General features: G+C 34.2%; 20 protein-coding genes and 1 pseudogene. 12 read left to right on the top strand and 9 right to left on the bottom strand.

The features are described from left to right. Nucleotides 1-96 precede the first annotated feature (96 nt). From FGL80_RS08420 to FGL80_RS08410, 3 genes are all read left to right on the top strand, one after another. A complete protein-coding gene (locus tag FGL80_RS08420) occupies nucleotides 97-402 on the top strand; it encodes a transposase (RefSeq protein WP_048699725.1) in 306 nt (101 codons plus the stop codon). Continuing rightward, nucleotides 399-1,277, top strand: a complete 879-nt coding sequence (locus FGL80_RS08415; RefSeq protein ID WP_055307687.1) for an IS3 family transposase — start codon at nucleotides 399-401, stop codon at nucleotides 1,275-1,277. The genes FGL80_RS08420 and FGL80_RS08415 overlap by 4 nt, the downstream gene beginning before the upstream one ends. A gap of 257 nt (nucleotides 1,278-1,534) precedes the next feature. After that, a complete protein-coding gene (locus tag FGL80_RS08410) occupies nucleotides 1,535-1,741 on the top strand; it encodes a MerR family transcriptional regulator (RefSeq protein WP_147002003.1) in 207 nt (68 codons plus the stop codon). 153 nt (nucleotides 1,742-1,894) lie between these two features. On the opposite strand, the gene FGL80_RS08405 is transcribed toward FGL80_RS08410, so the two are convergent. Further along, complete coding sequence (locus FGL80_RS08405) at nucleotides 1,895-2,575, bottom strand: IS6-like element IS1216 family transposase (RefSeq protein WP_003139715.1); 681 nt, start codon at nucleotides 2,573-2,575, stop codon at nucleotides 1,895-1,897. Nucleotides 2,576-2,635: 60 nt separating this feature from the next. Between FGL80_RS08405 and FGL80_RS09135 the strand changes: the two genes are divergently transcribed. Further along, nucleotides 2,636-3,301 carry a CHAP domain-containing protein gene (locus tag FGL80_RS09135; protein ID WP_242029792.1) on the top strand — a complete coding sequence of 222 codons (666 nt, stop codon included), beginning with the start codon at nucleotides 2,636-2,638 and terminating at the stop codon, nucleotides 3,299-3,301. Between the two features lie 52 nt (nucleotides 3,302-3,353). Here the strand turns inward: FGL80_RS09135 and FGL80_RS08395 are convergent, their stop codons facing one another. Continuing rightward, nucleotides 3,354-4,133: a MerR family DNA-binding transcriptional regulator gene (locus FGL80_RS08395; protein WP_147002002.1), complete on the bottom strand. Its 780-nt coding sequence runs from the start codon at nucleotides 4,131-4,133 to the stop codon at nucleotides 3,354-3,356. 90 nt (nucleotides 4,134-4,223) lie between these two features. On the opposite strand from FGL80_RS08395, the gene FGL80_RS08390 reads away from it, so the two are divergent. Both FGL80_RS08390 and FGL80_RS08385 read left to right on the top strand, forming a co-directional pair. Then, nucleotides 4,224-6,113 (top strand): heavy metal translocating P-type ATPase, encoded by a 1,890-nt coding sequence (locus tag FGL80_RS08390; RefSeq protein ID WP_128485611.1) that lies wholly within the window; start codon nucleotides 4,224-4,226, stop codon nucleotides 6,111-6,113. 14 nt (nucleotides 6,114-6,127) lie between these two features. Next, nucleotides 6,128-6,475 (top strand): hypothetical protein, encoded by a 348-nt coding sequence (locus FGL80_RS08385; RefSeq protein ID WP_135198322.1) that lies wholly within the window; start codon nucleotides 6,128-6,130, stop codon nucleotides 6,473-6,475. Nucleotides 6,476-6,939: 464 nt separating this feature from the next. Here FGL80_RS08385 and FGL80_RS08380 read toward each other — a convergent pair. Next, nucleotides 6,940-7,251, bottom strand: a pseudogene (locus FGL80_RS08380) (MerR family transcriptional regulator); the annotation flags it as partial. A gap of 314 nt (nucleotides 7,252-7,565) precedes the next feature. Here FGL80_RS08380 and FGL80_RS09300 point away from each other — a divergent pair. From FGL80_RS09300 to FGL80_RS08360, 4 genes are all read left to right on the top strand, one after another. Beyond that, nucleotides 7,566-7,811: an IS3 family transposase gene (locus FGL80_RS09300; protein WP_147002001.1), complete on the top strand. Its 246-nt coding sequence runs from the start codon at nucleotides 7,566-7,568 to the stop codon at nucleotides 7,809-7,811. Between the two features lie 27 nt (nucleotides 7,812-7,838). After that, entirely contained in the window at nucleotides 7,839-8,129 is a 291-nt protein-coding gene (locus FGL80_RS08370) for a DDE-type integrase/transposase/recombinase (RefSeq protein ID WP_147002000.1), read from the top strand. Between the two features lie 9 nt (nucleotides 8,130-8,138). Further along, nucleotides 8,139-8,321: an integrase core domain-containing protein gene (locus FGL80_RS08365; protein ID WP_143471756.1), complete on the top strand. Its 183-nt coding sequence runs from the start codon at nucleotides 8,139-8,141 to the stop codon at nucleotides 8,319-8,321. A gap of 433 nt (nucleotides 8,322-8,754) precedes the next feature. Beyond that, nucleotides 8,755-9,312, top strand: coding sequence for a recombinase family protein (locus FGL80_RS08360; RefSeq protein ID WP_014335271.1), 558 nt, complete (start codon nucleotides 8,755-8,757; stop codon nucleotides 9,310-9,312). Nucleotides 9,313-9,732: 420 nt separating this feature from the next. On the opposite strand, the gene FGL80_RS08355 is transcribed toward FGL80_RS08360, so the two are convergent. Further along, nucleotides 9,733-10,059: a thioredoxin family protein gene (locus FGL80_RS08355; RefSeq protein ID WP_014335270.1), complete on the bottom strand. Its 327-nt coding sequence runs from the start codon at nucleotides 10,057-10,059 to the stop codon at nucleotides 9,733-9,735. 797 nt (nucleotides 10,060-10,856) lie between these two features. Beyond that, nucleotides 10,857-11,474, bottom strand: coding sequence for an NAD(P)-dependent oxidoreductase (locus FGL80_RS08350; RefSeq protein WP_014335269.1), 618 nt, complete (start codon nucleotides 11,472-11,474; stop codon nucleotides 10,857-10,859). Nucleotides 11,475-11,601: 127 nt separating this feature from the next. On the opposite strand from FGL80_RS08350, the gene FGL80_RS08345 reads away from it, so the two are divergent. Both FGL80_RS08345 and lepA read left to right on the top strand, forming a co-directional pair. After that, entirely contained in the window at nucleotides 11,602-11,940 is a 339-nt protein-coding gene (locus FGL80_RS08345) for a winged helix-turn-helix transcriptional regulator (protein WP_014975082.1), read from the top strand. Nucleotides 11,941-12,069: 129 nt separating this feature from the next. Continuing rightward, nucleotides 12,070-13,866 (top strand): translation elongation factor 4, encoded by a 1,797-nt coding sequence (gene lepA, locus FGL80_RS08340; protein WP_135400486.1) that lies wholly within the window; start codon nucleotides 12,070-12,072, stop codon nucleotides 13,864-13,866. A gap of 192 nt (nucleotides 13,867-14,058) precedes the next feature. Here lepA and FGL80_RS08335 read toward each other — a convergent pair whose 3' ends face one another. Genes FGL80_RS08335 through trxA form a run of 4 tightly spaced genes read right to left on the bottom strand, consistent with a single transcriptional unit; the run spans nucleotide 14,059 to nucleotide 17,118 of the window. Next, nucleotides 14,059-14,838 (bottom strand): MBL fold metallo-hydrolase, encoded by a 780-nt coding sequence (locus FGL80_RS08335; RefSeq protein ID WP_014975083.1) that lies wholly within the window; start codon nucleotides 14,836-14,838, stop codon nucleotides 14,059-14,061. Between the two features lie 21 nt (nucleotides 14,839-14,859). Continuing rightward, nucleotides 14,860-15,117, bottom strand: coding sequence for a metal-sensitive transcriptional regulator (locus FGL80_RS08330; protein ID WP_010276712.1), 258 nt, complete (start codon nucleotides 15,115-15,117; stop codon nucleotides 14,860-14,862). A gap of 20 nt (nucleotides 15,118-15,137) precedes the next feature. Continuing rightward, nucleotides 15,138-16,781, bottom strand: a complete 1,644-nt coding sequence (locus tag FGL80_RS08325) for an FAD-dependent oxidoreductase (protein ID WP_147001999.1) — start codon at nucleotides 16,779-16,781, stop codon at nucleotides 15,138-15,140. A gap of 10 nt (nucleotides 16,782-16,791) precedes the next feature. Continuing rightward, a complete protein-coding gene (trxA, locus tag FGL80_RS08320; RefSeq protein ID WP_010276702.1) occupies nucleotides 16,792-17,118 on the bottom strand; it encodes a thioredoxin in 327 nt (108 codons plus the stop codon). Nucleotides 17,119-17,163: the final 45 nt, after the last annotated feature.

Genomic DNA, 17,163 nt, shown 5'->3' with positions numbered 1-17,163 from the left:
AAGTTTTAAATAAAGAATGGTGCTTATGCTAGTTTCATGGAGTGGTTTTTAGAACCATTTCCTGTAAAATGAAACCAGCAGGAGCGTCTTTTTATTATGACTACACGAAATTATTATTCCCCTGAACAGAAGGCAGCTATCGCTGCCCTACATTGGGATGAAAAACAAACATTAAGCCAAATTTCACGTGAAAATAAAATCTCAATAAGCGCCGTTCGGCGCTGGGTCCGTGAGTATTCACCTGCGGTGAGTGACAATGGCGAAAAAATTACCAAGAAAACAGTCTCTGAACTTGAAGCGAGAATTGCCGAACTCGAACAAGATAACCAAATTTTGCGTGAAGCAGTCACTTTAATGGACAAATACTCACGTGAACAGATAAAAAAATCCAACCGACGATGAGTTTAGCGGAGCGCGCCGTCGTCGATATGTCTGAAAATGCGAAATATTCTCAAACCAAGTTGCTTGCGGTCATGAATGTGCCCTCAAGCACTTTTTATTCGCACAAAGCTCCAAAATCGCCCACAGAACACGATTTACAAGACGCTCTGATAATCGAGAAAATTCAAGAAATCGTTGACGCGCACGAGTTCAATAATTCCTACGGAATTAAGCGTATGGTGCAGGAATTGGCCGATCAATATGACATACATACCGGTGAACACCGTGTTCATCGCTTGATGCAGAAGATTGAATATAAGTCTGTTATCACTCAGTCTTATAAAGGAAATCGCGGCCGTCCAGTTGTTGAACGCGACAATCTGGTTAAAGACATTATCATTGAACGACCATACCAAGTTCTCACAACTGATGTAACTTACCTGGTGATGCCAGATAAGCAGAAACTCTATAAAGCCAGCGTTCTAGACTGGTTTACCGGTGATGTCATTGGTGCCGTCGTTGGCTATGATATGACATCTGATTTAACTAAACGAGCACTTCAAACAGCTATGCGTCAAATTCCTAAATCGATTCTCAACGCCGAAACATCAATCATTTTGCACTCAGATAACGGTTCCCACTTCATCAGTGAGGAATACGAAGATACCGTCTCATTTTATGGCCTCATGCACTCATTCAGCTCACCGGGGCATCCCGAGCACAACACAATCATCGAAAACTATCACTCATTTTTCAAATCAGAATTCTTCAACCCACGTCGCTTAAGTTGGTCAATCAATGCGATTATTGCAGGAGCGCACCGCTATGACTACTGGTGGAACACCACCAGAATATCTACAAAGACCCGTCCGGCAGCTATACCACTTGCTGCTTAACATAATGCCGGTTATCGGCACTAGCCGGTACGACGCCGTTTATAAGCCGTCACTTGTGAATTTCAAAAATTCGCCTTGTGAAGGCTTATTTGTTGCACGATACAACTTGTGAAATCCGGCTGGTTCACAATCTATACCACCTGTTTTCTCTCACTGGTAGGGCTCGGCCCTGTTCCACCTACAAAAACACCCAGAAATCACGCCGTTTTAAGCTGAAATCCGGGTTTTGAAAAATTTTCGGAGTGCGGTACCTCTCGGTGCCAAAAAAGCCTGTCCATAATCTTGACATCAGCGCCGTGTTCGAAGACGACCCGGCTACCATTCCAGCCCGTAAAGACATTCTAGGCGAAGCAATTAATACGCTTAACGAAAAGGTAAAAGAAATTGTTGATGCCCGTGATTATTTACAGTGGAAAATTGACAACTATGATTCTTACATGATTGAATCCGAAAATAAATTATAGAAAACAAACGAGGTCCGGGCGATGATTGCCTGGACCTCGTTTATTCTTTTTGATTAAACTTTCGGGGTAGCTCCGGCCCCTCGCGGGGCTATCTAAAAACCACTCCAAAGTATTGACATTATTCCCAATAAAATCCCTTACGGTATCTATGATTTAAGCTGGGATTCCCAATAATACCTTGATTTCAGTACAGACCGAAAACCCGAAGAGAGTACCTTCTTTTCGGGTTTTCTTATATAATCCTTGGATGGCTTCCATGCCTTTAATCGTGGTAGAGGCAGTGCGTAAACTTCGATAGAATTTATTGCGTCTCTTTATTGGACGATGGTCTTGTTCAATCAAATTATTCAGGTATTTAATGGTACGATGTTCTGTCCCTTGATAAAAGCCGTATTCTTTTAGTTTCTTAAAGGCACTTGTAATAGAGGGGGCTTTATCTGTGACTACAACCTTCGGTTCATCAAACTGCTTCACTAACCGCTTAAGAAAAGCATAGGCTGCTTGTGTGTCCCGTTTTTTACGTAACCAAATATCCAAGGTTAAACCATCTGCATCGATGGCTCGATACAAATAATGCCATTTTCCTTTAATTTTGATGTACGTTTCATCCATTTTCCATGAATAAAAGGATTTTTTATTTTTCTTTTTCCAAATTTGATAGAGTAGTTTGCCATATTCTTGCACCCAACGATAAATCGTCGTATGAGAAACGTTAATGCCACGATCATATAAGATTTCTTGAACTTCACGATAGCTAAGGTTATAACGAAGATAGTAGCCCACGGCTACAATAATCACATCCTGCTGAAATTGCTTTCCTTTAAAATGATTCATCGTCATTCCTCCTGCTATCTTTTTCTATTATCTACCTTATTTGATAGTAGATTTAAAACTTTGCAACAGAACCAAAAAGAAAATTTACTAAAACAAAAAAGTACTGCTGAAAAGGAAGCAAAAATAGCTCAAGCTGAGAAAGAAAAAGTAGCTTCTGCTCAAAAATCGGCAAAAGAAGCTTATACGAGTAATAGTGTAACAAATACCCCAAGCAGTTCAGTCGAAAAGTCTTCATCACCCAAAAAAGAAAATACTATAACTAGTTCTAATACTGGAACAACTGTAGAACAAGGCACGAGTACCAGTTCAAATAATGATTCTAATAACTCGACTTCTGGCACAGGAAATCCTAATTATAATCCTTATGCAGGCGGAGGCTGTACCGATTTTGTTTGGCAGTACTTTGCCGCTAAAGGAATATATATAGCAAACATAGTAAATGGTAATGGAGGTTATTGGGGAACAAATGGTGTGAGTCAAGGAGTCTTGCGTCGAACAAATTTGGCTCCAGGAGTTATTGCTTCAGGATTTACTGACCATTTTACAGGATATGGAACGTCTACTACAGCTCGAACCTCACCATATGGTCATGTGGCAGTAGTAACTGGGGTGAACCCAGATGGAACATTTAACGTTCAAGAAGCTGGATATGGTGGGACATTTCCTTGGGGAAATGTTAGAACAAATATTAGCCCAGAAAATGTAGTATTCCTACTCCCAAATTAAAAAATACAATACTAGATACATATCTAGTATTGTATTTTTAGATAACTGCCAATTAATTTAATAATATCCTTAATTCCAGATGTGGCGTTGAAAAGTTGTACGGATTTTCGTAAGCTTCCAGAATTAATATAGAATTTTGCTTAAGTTTTTTAAGTCTAATTAATTCATCCGTTATCTTATCAGGTTCAATATGTTGTGCTTGAACACAGACATGATCAATATGCAAAATTTTTATGTTTTTTAACTTTGATGAGTGGCCCCGAACTTTTAAGGCAAGAAATTTATCGTAGTTACCATACTGGAGTGAATAATAACACCCAATTCGGTTAAAAAATTCTATTTCTAAATCCTTCAACATAGAGATAGTTTTATTAATTGTATCATAGTACTTATTTGAAAAAAATACATCATCGAAAGGTATCAAGATAAAATCCTCATGAGTTTGCTCTAAATCAACATTAATTGATGAGTCTAGTTTTTGAGATAAGCTTATTTCATTTTGCATATATTCTAAAAATTGCTTATCCTCTTTTAATTGCTTTTCTTTTAAATCTAAGATGTCACTAGCTTTTCTAATGATTTCGATCAAATTGATCTCAGTTTCGGACTTAATAAAGTCGTTAAAAGTCCCTAGAGGAATTCCATAATCAGCACATAATTTTATAATTTTCACATATGGAATATGTGCATGAGAGTAATAGCGGTAACCATTATTAGCATCAATTAATGCTGGATGTAAAATGCCGATAGACTCATAATATCTTAAAGCCTTGATATGTATACCAGAATAGCTGCTAAGTTTTCCTATAGTCAAATAATTTTTATTTTCCATTCTTTCTCCTTGACCTTACCGTAAAGGTATAGTTTATAATATCAGTATAACATATAAAAATATTTATATCATTTAGAAGAGGTATCTAATATGAAAAGCTTAATTACAGCTTTAAAAGAAAAGAGAGCATTACGCTTATATTTTATCGGAATAATAATTTTTATCATCGGATTATTACTCCCAATATCAAGTACAGTCAGAGTTTTAATTAGCATAATAGCAACTATTTTATCGGGATATCATGTAATGCTTGAAGGGATAGATGATACCATAAAAGAGACAGTCAAAAAGAAAAGATTTACTCCTAATACGCATATTTTAATGACACTTGCCGCAATAGGTGCAATTTTCTTAGGAGAAGCCGTTGAAGCTGCTCTACTAATCTTTATATTCGCAGGGGCACACTTTCTTGAAGAATATGTTGAGGGAAAAAGTAAACGGGAAATTACTAAACTAATAGAACTAAATCCTACGGAAGCTCGTTTAATTAATAATGAGGGAAATATAGAAGTAGTTTCGATTGATAAATTAAAAATAGGTGATAGACTTCAAGTTTTGAATGGAGCGCAAGTTCCAACTGATGGTATCATACTTAATGGTTCAACAAGCATTGATGAGTCAACCATAAATGGTGAAAGTATTCCTCGAGAAAAAAATGTTGGTGATATTGTTTTTGGTTCAACCATTAATGGTACAGGTACATTCACTATGAGAGTATCCAAGGATAGCAAGGATACAGTATTTTCTAAAATATTAACTATGGTTGAAGAGTCACAAAATAACCTTTCACCAACTGCCGATTTCATAAAACGTTTTGAACCACACTATGTCAACGGAGTATTAGTAATATTTTTAGCTTTACTTATATTTTCTCCAATGTTTTTAGGCTGGACATTAACGGAAACAATTTCAAGAAGTTTAGTCTTTCTAGTCTCTGCTTCACCATGTGCCTTAGCTGTTGCTGCAATTCCTGCAACATTAGCTGGAATATCATCTTTAGCAAAACAAGGAATACTATTTAAAGGGGGGAATTTTCTTTCAAATTTAATTAATTTAAAAGCTGTAGCTTTTGATAAAACAGGAACATTGACAGAAGGAAAACCAAAAGTAGTAGATTTCTATTTTAATCCCGAACTTGATGGTGAATCCTTTAGAAATACATTAGTAGCAATGGAAAAGCAAAGTAATCATCCATTAGCAAATGCTATAGTTAATAAATTTGAAACTCAAAAAGTTGACTACGATATAAAAGTTGAAAATGAACTTGGGACAGGATTGAGCGCAACCTATCAAGGAGAAAGCTATCGAATTGCTAAACCAAGTGCATTTAAAATGGTAAGTCAAGAATGGATTGAAAAACAGGAAAACTTTGAAAATGAAGGAAAAACGGTAGTATTTATTGCTGTTAACGATAAAGTCGAAGGTTTAATAGCAATTCAAGATACTCCTCAAAAGACTGCAATTTCAGCAATTCAATATTTAAATAAGAATCAAATAAAAACTATTATGATAACTGGTGATGCAGTATTAACAGGAAAGGCAATTGGAAAACAGTTAGGTGTAAGAGATGTGCAGGCAAATGTAATGCCTGATGAAAAGGCAAAAATAATAAATGAAAATAAAGAAAAATATGGTCCAACCGCGATGGTCGGAGATGGTGTTAACGATGCACCAGCACTTGCTGTAGCAGATGTAGGTATTGCGATGGGAGATGGCACAGATGTAGCTATAGAAACTGCAGATGTAGTATTAATGAAGAATGACCTTGGGAATTTTGTGAGTGCACATAAAACTTCTAAAAGATTAAAAAATATTGTAACTCAAAATATAATATTTGCTTTATTAGTTGTTCTATTTTTAGTGTATATTAGTCTTTGGAAAAATGCCTCCGTGGTACTAAGCATAACATTGCATGAGGGAAGTACTCTGGTTGTTCTGCTAAATTCATTGAGATTATTATTGCCAAATAAAAAAATATAGAAGGAGAACTATAAATGTTTAAAAATATATTTCAAAACTTAACTGGACAAGCACAAGAAATTTTGGGAAATATAACCGAAAATATTCCTGAACAAATTCAAAACGTTGCAGGAGGTATAACCGAAAATATCCCTGAACAAATTCAAAATGTTGCAGGAGGTATAACCGAAAATATTCCTGAACAAATTCAAAATGTTGCAGGAGGTATAACCGAAAATATCCCTGAACAAATTCAAAATGTTGCAGGAGGTATAACCGAAAATATCCCTGAACAAATTCAAAATGTTGCAGGAGATATAACCGAAAATATCCCTGAACAAATTCAAAATATTACAGATAGTATTACCAAATTTTTGGGATAATATAAATTTTTCTCATCTTTTGAGAATATGAAATTTTATTATGCCTAATCAAATGTATCGAACTAGTTTGAAACCCAAAGACCACCTCGTTATATGCCATGAATCAGTCAGAAGGCTTGATATTCGATCAACCAGATACATACGAGGTATCCTTTAGAAAGATTTTAGATATATTAATTGAGTCACTACAATCAGGTGGCTTTTTTTGTTCAGTATTGAGGTCGGTATCAAGGTCGGTATCAAGGTCAGTATTGAGGTCGGTATTAGGGTCAGTATTAGGGTCGGTATCAAGGTCAGTATCAAGGTCAGTATTAGGGTCAGTATTAGGGTCGGTATCAAGGTCAGTATTGAGGTCGGTATTAGGGTCGGTATTGAAAAGTGTTATCGACCTTAAGAATGGACTAACAATTATTTATAGCCATGCTTTGAGAAAAAGCAAACTTTTTCGGAAAGATGTATATCATTTCAATTCGTTTTAAATCCTCTATTTGTTTTTGCGCTTCCTTTTGTTTTTTAGAAATAAATTCGAACATATCTTGACAACGAACTTCATCTTTATCTACAACACCAAGTAATTTATAAATCTCGCTTAAAGAAAAACCAAGTTCCTGTATTCGTTTAATAAACCCAACACGCTTAACGTCATCATATGAATATATCCGATAACCAGCTTCCGTTCGGTGAGGTTCTTGTAATAAATTTTTTCGCTCGTAATATCTGATCGTTTCTTTATTAACTCCACATTTATCTGCAAACTCACTAATGCGATAAATCATCTTATTTCACCCCATGAATATTATAAACCGTGTACCATAGTACACGTTCAAGTAAATTGGACTATTTTATTTTTTTCCCAAAGTATCACTCGTATGTGATTGATACTTTTATATAATACTATTGATTATCCTAACATCCCACCAGAAAATCCGATTTAAACACCAGTTGTTTTTAAACTATTAAGAAAGTAATTCCACTATATATTCCGAAGACCCTTTAAAATGAAGCTGGCTAGTTTTTACAAAGCTATTAGATGAACCACTCAATGGATTATCATTACCACTAAGGAGGCCCCAACAATGGCTACGCGCTTGTGCGTATTTTAAGTGCACTTAAAATCAAACCTAGTACCTATTACAACTGGCGCCATTGGCAGCCCAGTCGACAAGAAAAGCGTAGAGAATCCCTGAAACCTTATATTTTAGACGTTTGGAAAACCTTTAAATTTTATGGTTATCGTCGTATTGCTGCTTATAGTCAACAAACCGACGGTCCGAAAGTATCTGAGTATATGACACTCAAATTGATGCGTGAATTAGGGATTAAATCCCGCATGTAAAAACGTTATCGCAAACCCAAAACTGTTGTGACGGTTGATCAAAAACCCAATCTGATTAGACACTTGCATGATTTGAGCGGTGTTTGGCAAACAGATATCACTTATATTCAGTTGACTAATCACAGATGGGTCTATTTAGCGACCGTTTTGGATCCTGAAAAGAGAAAAGTATTGGGCTATAAAATTGGCGATACAATGACAGCCGAGCTAGCCACAAGTGCCTTACAGATGGCGTTAGATAAGCATCGAAAGCCACTCATTATTCATTCAGATATGGGGTCACAATACACGAGTGCTGAGTTTAATATTAAATGCTAAAATTATGGCTTGAAACATTCATATTCACTCAAAGGCCATCCGTACGATAATGGCCGTATGGAAGCGTTTCATTCAATATTGAAGCGTGAAGAGGTGTATCTGAAGGCATACCAAACATTAACTGAAGTCCAAGCAGCCATTGGTTGGTATATCAATTTTTATAATCGCAATCGTATCTCAAATGTTGCCTAAGTAACTGAATAAAAATAGTCCAATTTATTGACTTCTGAGCACAACAAGAAATTAAAAATTCTGGAAGAAAAGAAGTTCCTAACAAAAAAGATTTATTAATACAAGAACTAGCTCCTTATAAAAACCAAGGAATTAAAAATGTATCTAAACAATATGCGTTAGATTCGGTCAGTGAAAATCCAGGTTTGTTACGACAGCTTCATGATAAATATGACGCCGACTATGCGCATACACATCATTATCAGATTGCAAATGATAATGATTTACCAAAATACAAAAAAAATTAACAGTTATTAACTAACAGCCAATTATAAAAAAGGTCTTTATTAATAAAAAGCGCAAAATACTTATAAGTATCTTGCGCTTTTTATATCCCTTGATATAATAGGTTTTATACTATGCAATTTAATTATGCAAATTAATGAGGTGGAAAATGACAGTTTATGGCTATGCACGCGTCTCAACAGCGGGACAATCGTTAAATGAACAAAAAGATACTTTGAAGAAGGCTGGTGCTGATATCATTATGAGTGAAAAATATTCTGGGACCACTACCACACGTCCTCAATTCGAAAAGTTAGTTCATTTAGTTGAACCAAATGATACTTTGATTGTCACAAAATTAGACCGTTTTGCCCGTAACACGCGAGAAGCGCTAAATTTAATTGACTCCCTATTAAAAGAAAAAATCGTTATCAAAGTTTTAAACTTAGGAACGATTGATAACACTCCTATGGGTCGTATGATTGTTAGAACCTTATTGTCGGTTGCGGAGATGGAACGTGACATGATTATTGAACGTACACAAGCAGGAAAAATATTTGCTAAGCAACACAATCCTAACTATAAAGAAGGCAGACCCAAAAGAAAAAAAGATAGCCGAAATACTGCTATCTTTGAATATTCAAAAACACATACTGTTAAAGTAACTGCCGAAGCATTCAATATTTCACCTAGGACCGTGCAATATATTAAAAAACTATTCAGATAATCATGAATGCTAAACAACATTGTTGTTTAGGTAACGGGAGAACAAATTAATATAAATATTATCAATGACTCTGGTTCAAATTGGGATACACTTGTGGAGCAAACTAGCATTCAGACGATATACTTTAATAGGGGAGTTAAAGTAGTTTTCTGGCTAAAATGATAAAAACATGAAACTATTACTATTATTGGTAAATTACTCAATTTTTTAAAAATTGAGGTATAAATGATTTTATTGCAAAAATTTTATGTGCATAGAGCGAAGATATACAAAAAATATTCCCTTTCAAATGATTTTAGATTGAACGAATATAAATATATGAAATACGCTTATAGAAAAATCAATACAATTATCAGTCAAATAAAATACTAAACGAAAAAATTAAGAAATATATTGAATATTACACATGGATATTGATCACTATTTATTCAATGAACTATTTAACATACTTTTAACAGTATTCTTTGTTTGCAGACCTACTGATCTGTCAATAATTTCTCCATCCTTGTAAAATAAAAAAGTTGGAATCCCAGAAATAGAGTGACGAACATTCAGCTCCATATTTTTATCTACATTTACCTTACCAAATTTAACATTTTTGTATGATGGGTCTTCTGCTACCTTTTCTAGAACAGAATCCATCATTCTGCAGGGGGCACACCAATCCGCACGAAAATCAACTATGGTTATCCCCTTTGACACAATCTGTTCGTAATTTTCTGTTGTTAACTCAATTTCATTTACCATATTATTTTCTCCTTGTACTGGGATAAACTATCGCTACTGCATAAGCTTTGGTCACCTTTGAAAATTAATATTAAGAATATAAGTATTAAATTCATTTTAATTTAATGACGTAACTGCAAAATTTGAATTAGAACATTAGCAACCTAGAGAATGGAGCTGACTATTTATTGCACTAAAAATTACTCAGACATCCAATGAACCGGATTATTCCCATTCTGTTACTTTGTTATCATTTAAACTGCGCTTGTAGTTAAAAAAATTTTTATATCAACAAATCGTTGTTTAAAATTATATTAACGTACGGTATTTCTTTCAGTGAACTGCTACACGATTCAAATTTAGATGAAAGATTTCTAAGTGGCTGTTATCATGATGCCTACAGACTAGATATTAATAAAATTAACCGTAGCCCATGCTGAACTTGATATGAAAACTATTATCTCTGGATCCAACACTGTTCAATTACTAGTAATCTTACACGACAAATTTTCATTTTTACCTACTAGGATAACAGGAAACTTCTCTAGATGCTTGACATCCTTTACTATCTTGGATCTACATTAATCACTACGGCTTACCCTATCTAGCTCACATACCAATAGAATTCTTTAATGGGAACAATCACATTGCTCATTATTTAAATTAACGACCTTCTTTTGGCTAAGTTTTAGCAGCAAATCTATAAATTTTTCTTATAATAAATTAATATGAAAATACCCCTATACTATATTTATGGACCGAATAAAATAGCCCACCTTCTTAGTATAAGAGCAGATATTAATAAATGAAAAATTAGGTTAAGAATATACACCAACAATAGTATGGTTTTCAGGGTTGAAAATTTTTTCCACAAATGCATCTGCATAGTCTGAATAGCTGATAAAGCTTTTACCCTCAGCATTAACGCCTAACTTATTGCCAGAAAACGAGTGATTACCAGTATGAGGTGCGTCAAATTCCATAACTACAGGAGGTGCCATGTATGTCCAATCAAAATCTTTTACCTCAGCTAAAGCTTTAAAAGCAGTAACTTCAGCCTCAGCGATTGGCTTAAATTCAGCAGGTACTTCTGGTGTATCAACTAACATTGTATGCTCGTCCACTAATAATACACCTGCACCACCAGCAAATACTAACCGAGTCTTTGTTTCTTTTAAAATTGAAATTAAATGTTCAGTAGATGTAATAAATTGTTTTGGATCATCAAGGGGCGCGTTAAAAGTGTTTACTAGTACGTCAAATTCTTTAATATCTTCAGACGTTAGATCAAAGATATCCTTTTCAATTACGGGCACATTAGTTGTAAGTTTTGCTTTATTTCGTACGACTGCAGTAGGTTTTTCACCCTTAAGAGTTAATTTTTCAACCAATAAAGTTCCTAATTTTCCAGTTGCACCAATAATGCCGATATTCATAATAAATTCTCCTTTGAATTAATTTATTCTTTATATATTATATGTTAAGATATAAAGTTGTACATGTAAATAAAATATTGATAAATCACCTAGTTACTCATCAGTAACTATAGAAAGGAAGCACATTATGACAGAATTAAAATACCTAGAACTTCCCCCTTGCCCAGTTGCCACGACCGCACTTTTAATTGGAGATCATTGGAAGATACTGATTATTCGTGAATTGTTGAATGGTACAAGGAGATTTAGTGAATTAATAAAAGGATTAGATGGTATTTCAAATAAAGTTTTGTCACAGCATTTGAAAATTATGGAAATCCGTGGATTAGTTGAGCGTAAAATATATGCAGAAGTACCAGTAAAAGTGGAGTATTCTTTAACTGATATTGGGTGGAAACTAAAACCAGTGATCCATGAAATGTGGCAGTGGGGTGAACTCTATAAAGCTACAGAGGGAGAAAAGTAAATACTTCAATATTACATCTAGAAAGGTATAAAATATGAACAGAATATTATTAGTTGGACTAATAGTGGTTTAATAGTGGCCAGGGTATATAGACTTCTGGCATTGTAATAATATTAGGAGTTAGTCCAGATGAGTAAAAATATAAGAAATTTAGCTATCATTGCACACATAGATCATGGTAAATCAACATTATCTGATCGTATTATAGAGGCTACAAATACAATTTCTAGCCGTGAAATGGAAGATCAAATACTTGATGATTTGCAGGTTGAAAGGGATCATGGCGTAACCGTAAAAGCAAGAGCCATTCAGAATACTTATCTTGCAGATAATAATGAAAAATACGAAATTAATTTAATTGATACACCTGGGCATGTTGATTTTCAAGATGAAGTTACTAAAAGTCTCACAGCTAGCGATAATGCAATTCTCTTAATCGATGCTACTCAAGGCATTGAAGCACAAACTTTAGCTAATTTAAGAATTGGTAAAAAACTTGGAGTAAAAATATTACCAGTGATTAACAAAGTAGATATAGCAGGTATAAATACTCATAAAATTGAAACAGAGATAAAGACGTTATGTCCAGAATATCAAAACAGAGATATTTTAAAAATATCTGCCAAGACAGGTGTTGGAATACATGAACTTATGGAAACAGTAGTTCTTAATCTTTTGCCTCCAGCAGGAAATGATAAAAAAAAATTATCTGCTTTGGTTTTTGACTCTTATTATGATCCATTCCAAGGTGTTATTTTATATATTCGAATTGTCGATGGTATTCTAAAAAATAATCAGAAACTGATGTTTTTATCAAAAAATATCACATTTCAAATCCATGAACTTGGTATTTTCACGACAATACGTATGCCTAAATCACAGTTAAAATCTGGAGAAGTGGGATATTTGATTACAGGTATAAAAAATGTAGATACATCTTATGTTGGCGAAACGATAACAGATGCCAACGCACCAACTAACTCACTTTTACCCACTATTAAAATGAGTCAAGTGACAGTATTTGCTGGAATATATCCTTTGGGAGACTATAAGTTGTTAGCCAAAGCGTTAAAACAACTTAAACTTAATGATTCATCATTAAGCATCAAAGAGGAGTATTCAAATGCTTTAGGTATGGGATTTAGAGTAGGATTGTTAGGCATCTTTCATTTACAAATTATAAAAGAACGTTTAAAAAAAGAATTTTTGATTGATGTATTAATAACCTATCCAAATGTACCCTATCGCGTTTATCTTAAAAATAATGAAAATGTTACAATTGTTAATCCGGCTACTTTTCCAAATTTTGAGATGATTGATCATGTAGATGAAATAATCATTAAAGCAACTATCATTACACCACAAAAGACAATTAATGCAGTGATGAAATTACTTTCTGAAAATAGAGGCGAGTTTATAGGTATTGATAATCATAGTGATTTAGTTAGCTTATCTTATCGTGTGCCACTATCTAAGATTATCTATTCCTTTTTCAATAAATTAAAATCAATTTCACATGGTTACGCTTCTCTAGCAACAACATCTATAGGTTACTATCGTACGAATGTTGTTAGACTTGATATTTATATTAACTACGTCAGAGTAGACGAATTAACGTCCATCACTTACAAATCGGAATCAGAATCCATTGCGCAAAAAATAGTTCACCAATTAAAATATACTATTCCCAAAAGATTATACCCACTACCAGTGCAAGTAATGATGGAGGGGAAAGTTATTGCAAGGGTAGATGTCCCACCATTAAGAAAAAATGCGGCAGTTAGTGGAAAGAATAATAGTATTTCCAAGCAACAAGAACTCCTCAGAAGGCAAAATATTAATCAAAGAAAAGCTGCATCCAATGATATAGAATTACCTCAGAAAGTTTTTAGCACAATGTTTAAAATCGAGGATGAGGAGCTTTAAAATCAGATATATTGATGGTTTGATGAGCATATTGTATTAAAAAGGTTGTTGTCTACACTATTATGCCTAGACAACAACCTTTTTAGATCACATTATTAATTTTTGGATTTATCAAAAATACTTGTTAAATCTACTAAAATTATATTAGTCTCCAAAGTATATTTAGTACCTTGCGCCTATTAACGATAATTATTAAAGTACAAGACGTTCTCCATCATTCGGTATGATTAAACTATCAGCAAAATCATTTTCTTTTGCGACAGACAGCAATTCTGATTTAGAAGTTGTCCAATGATTCACAGCTTCCATATGACTTGCTATAAGCAGTGTCTTAGGAAGAGTTTTATGGATTTCAACAACATCCTGTGCATCTAATATTAATCTCCCAGATTCAACTCCATTCCCTCCAGAATTCATTACAACGACACCTGGTTCTAGTTTTTCCAGGTTACTTTTTAACCCTTCAAACCAAATTGTATCACCAGTAAATAAAATCGATTTTTCGTTTACGGATTCAAGAAAAAATCCCATAGTATGACTGGTATCGGTATAATTATCCAACAATTGCTTTACAGCGTCATTCTCATAGTGCTGACCTGTAATCTTTTTTATAATAACATCACCTAATTTTTCAGTAATACCTAAAATACGTACGTCATTAAAACCAGAGTTTGCAATACTAATTTGATCACCACGATCCTGGACAAAAATGGGCGTGTTTTTATTAATCACCTCCATTGCTCTTGAATCCCAATGATCTACGTGATTATGGGTAACAATCACAGCGGTAATACCTTCTAAAATAGAAGATATAGACTCAGTCAAATCTACAAGTGGATTTTTATTAGTGTTTCCATCCTTACTTGGAAATGGAGCCAGTGTTTCTTTTTTAGAAAGCATGGGATCCACTAAGAAGGTTTGATCACTATACTCTATTTTTACGGTGGCATTTCTAATTTGTTGAATTTTCATATTAAATTTTAATGTTCCTATCTATTTAACTCTAACTAACAGTTCAAGTGCCTTTTGATATTGCTCAGATCCTGTTTCTGCTTCTGAACAATTTCTAATATTTTCAGCAATAACTAACTTTATTGCCTTATCAAGACTTGCTCTGACAGCAGATAACTGTATGACGACCTCTTCACAAGGACGCTCTTCATCAATCATATTGACAATTCCATTTATTTGGCCTGCTGATCTCTTTAACCTATTTTGTATATTTTCATACTGATATGCTATTGTATTCATACCTGAACCTCATAAGTCAATTATTTTACAATGTTTTGTGGATACATCAACTGATACAGTGAAAACGCACCATCAAGATTTTTGACATTTCTGAATCCATTATTAATAAATATTCGTTCAGCTGTATAACTTCGTTGACCTGTAGCACACGATACAATGATACCAGTATCTTTTGGTATTTGATTAATATGGTCTCGTATTTTTTCTAACGGAATATTTATGAAACCATTAATTAATCCCATAGCTCTAATTTCCTGAGAAGATCGTACATCAATTAATAAGTAACCATCACGCCTGTAATTCTCTAATTCATTATATTGAATATTATGAGATCGACTATTAATAATATTTTCAGCCACATAACCGGAAATATGAACGGGATCTTTAGCTGCTCCGAAAGGAGGAGCATACGTTAATTCCAGTTCAGGTAAATCATCTACTTTCAGCCTAAATTTGATTGCCGTTGCAAGAAGATCAATACGCTTATCTACCCCTTCATTTCCAACAGCTTGGGCACCTATAATATCACCAGTATTTGTAAAAATAAGTTTCATCATAACTTGTGTTGCGCCAGGATAATAGCTTGCGTGATGATAAGAAAAAGTATGAGTCACATGATAATTTAAACCAAGTTGCTTTGCTTGTTTTTCATTAATACCTGTACTTGCAGCTGATTTAGAAAAAACCTTAACGATTGATGTGCCAATCTCAGGTTTATTTTTAATAGATAAACCGTGAATAGCATCAGCAACTTGTCGCCCATGTCTGTTTGCTGGTCCCGCTAATGGAATTAGTGTTTCCTGTTCAGTAATTTGATGAATAACACTGATAACGTCACCAATTGCATAAATGTTAGAGTCACTTGTTTTAAAATCATGATCCACAACAATGCCTTTATTGGGCCCAACTTTTAGGCCTGCAGCTATGGCTATATCAGAATTTGGTCGAATTCCTGCAGCAATAATAACAGCATCAGCTTGTATTGACATACCATTATCTAAATAAAGAATGTCTCTGCTCACCTTATTTATAGTAGTTCCCGTATTGATACGAACGTCATTTTTTATGAGCTCATTCGTAATCGACTGTGCCATCTCAATATCAAGATTTGGCAATATTTGGTTAGAACGTTCAATAAGATTGACTGAAAAACCTCTCTTAATCAAATTTTCAGTAACTTCTATACCAATAAATCCAGCACCAAGTACCGCAACCGTTTTAATACTCTCATCTAAATGGCTCATAATGTTATCTAAATCAGGGATATTACGTAATTGAAAAATGTTTGATTGAGTATGAAGCCCCTCAATCTTAGGTATTACAGGACTAGATCCTAAAGATAATATTAATTTATCATAATATAGCTTCTCTTGTTGGTCATCATGATTGACAGATATCATCTTATTATCTCTATCAATATGGGTCACTTCACTGTTAACACGTACATCTATATTAAACCTACTTCTTAAATCATCAGCGGTTTGCACAATTAATTGGGAGCGATGTTTAATCGTTTTGCTAATGTGGTAAGGTAACCCACAATTTGCAAAAGAAACGAAAGGGCCTTTTTCGAAGACTATAATTTCATCTTTTTCAGATAGCCTTCGCAGTCTAGTAGCAGCTGACATACCGGCTGCTACCCCCCCCACTATAATAATCCTCATGTTATACCTCTTAGATATACTTTTTTAAAGTATTTTCGATTTCATCTTTAGGATGAAATCCAACAATTTTATCAATGACTTGACCATTTTTCTTAATAATTAACGTGGGGATACCTTGAATGCCTAGTTGGCTGGCAACCTGTTTATTTTCATCGATATTTACTGAGGTAAACTTTATTTTACCGCCTAATTGATTTTCTTCTGATAAGTGTTGTAGTATAGGGTCCATCATCTTGCATGGCGGGCACCAATCAGCACGAAAATCGGTCAAAGTAACCCCTTCTTGTGTTTCATTTTCAAATGTACTATCAGTAATTTCTTTGATTGTTGCACTCATTTCTGCTTTCCTCCAAATATTCTAGGTTTCTATGATTAAGAAAGA

The organism is Leuconostoc lactis (assembly GCF_007954625.1).
Taxonomy (GTDB): Bacteria; Bacillota; Bacilli; order Lactobacillales; family Lactobacillaceae; genus Leuconostoc; species Leuconostoc lactis_A.
The sequence above is the reverse complement of the archived record's forward strand: the minus strand, read 5'-3'. Positions and strand labels throughout refer to the sequence as shown.